The sequence below is a fragment of the Achromobacter sp. DMS1 genome, assembly GCF_001270295.1.
On the sequence record NZ_LHSJ01000355.1, the window covers coordinates 1 to 1578 of the forward strand.

The 1578-nt window shown below is 70.5% G+C and carries 2 protein-coding genes and 1 pseudogene; 1 reads left to right on the forward strand and 2 read right to left on the reverse strand.

The genetic code is table 11. The features are described from left to right. Nucleotides 1-808: DUF72 domain-containing protein (locus AD428_RS24060; RefSeq protein ID WP_152968220.1), on the reverse strand; the 808-nt coding region annotated here is incomplete at its 3' end. A gap of 306 nt (nt 809-1114) precedes the next feature. Here AD428_RS24060 and AD428_RS24065 point away from each other — a divergent pair. Beyond that, the gene (locus AD428_RS24065; RefSeq protein ID WP_053246829.1) at nt 1115-1414 is read left to right on the forward strand and encodes a hypothetical protein; all 300 of its coding nucleotides are present in this window, start codon (nt 1115-1117) and stop codon (nt 1412-1414) included. A 15-nt stretch (nt 1415-1429) separates the two neighbouring features. Here the strand turns inward: AD428_RS24065 and AD428_RS26615 are convergent. After that, a pseudogene (locus AD428_RS26615) lies at nt 1430-1578 on the reverse strand (PLP-dependent aminotransferase family protein); the annotation flags it as partial.

Consider the following 1578-nt stretch of genomic DNA (forward strand, 5'->3'; position numbering starts at 1 on the left):
CAAAACCACCACGCCGCAACCCGGCGATGTTGATGCGCCGGTCGCCGCGGACCGACAGTCCGATCCCGGTGCTGTTTGGCACGCGGACGATCAAGAGCCGAACTGCGTCTGGTTCGGCGATGTGCTCGCCCGCCGCCCAGGCGCGCAGGCGCTTTTCCCATTCGGCCAGCGCGTGCGGCGCATAGCCCGCCTTGTAGGCGGTGCTGGCGCGCATCAGCCGCACGTAGGCGAAGCTGCCCGTGCGGTCGGCAATGGAAGGGTAGTCGTCGCTGTCCGTGTATACCGTGGCGGCGCCGCGCTGCCGCGCCAGCGCCAGGTATTCCGGGCAGGCAAAACTGGGATGCCGCACGTCCAGCGCGTGGCGCAGCGCGATTCCGTCCACGGCGTCGGGAAGCTGGTCGAGAAAGGCGCCGAAATCGCCGGCGTCGAACACCTTGGTCGGCGCGAACTGCCATACGATGGGACCCAGCTTCGGGCCCAGCTCGGCGATGCCGCTGTGCACGAAGCGGCGTATGGATTCGCCCGCCTCGGCGAGCTTGCGGCGGTTGGTGGCGTAGCGCGAGGCCTTGAGGGTGAACACGAAGCCCGCGGGCGTCTCATCGCGCCATTTGGCGTAGGTGGCGGGTTTCTGGGCGCCGTAGTAGGTGCCGTTGACTTCGATGGCCGTCAGCCGGCTGCTCGCGTATTCCAGCTCGCGGCCCTGGGGCAGGCCCTCGGGGTAGAAGGTGCCGCGCCAGGGCTCGTAGGTCCAGCCGCCGATGCCGACGCGGATGGCGCCGGCGCGCGGCGCGGGGTTGCGGGAAGTCACGGGTTGCGCCTCCTTCCTGGTGGGGGGCCGGCCATCCGGGGGCCGGCCATCCGGGGGCCGGCCATCTGGGGGCCGGCCATCCGGGGCCGGCCGTCGGGCTACTGTATCGCCGGCCGGCGCGGCAAAGGGTAACAAAGGAAAAAAAGCGGTACGCGGCCCGCCGCGCCACGGCGGACGCTTTTGCGCTATGGTGGGTGTCCCCGTGTTTCCTAAGGCGCATGCCGTTCCGTTTCCGATGCCCCATCGCCATTTTCGCCCGGACCCGTCCGCTCGCGTCCCGAGCTTTCCCGACCGCGAGGCGGCCTGATGCCGGCGGAAGAAGGGTTTTTCGCATCGCTGGGCGGCATGATCGGCGGCGCGCTGCGCAGCGTGGTCGCCGGCCTGAAGTGGCTGCTGGGCGGGCTGGGCGAGGCGCTCGGCGACTTCTTTTCCGGCCTGTCCAGCGCCCTGGGCATGAGCCCCTCCCTCTTTCATTTCGCGCTGCTGGCGCTGGGGCTGACGTTTCTGTGGGCGGCGGTCAAGGCGCTGCTGCGCAGCGCGTTCCTGGCCTGCCTGTTCTGGCTGGTGCTGGCCGTGCTGCTGCTGGGCGGGCTGATCGGGGCGTGAGGCCGCGCGGGCCCGCTACGTCATCTGCCTGAGCAACCGGGCCAGGCGCTTGACCAGGGCGGGGTAGCGGCTGGCGTCCGTGTTGCCGTAGCCCAGCACCAGGCCGTTGTCTTCGGGGCGCGGCGCCAGCGCGAACGATGACAGCGCGCCCGGGTTCATGCCCG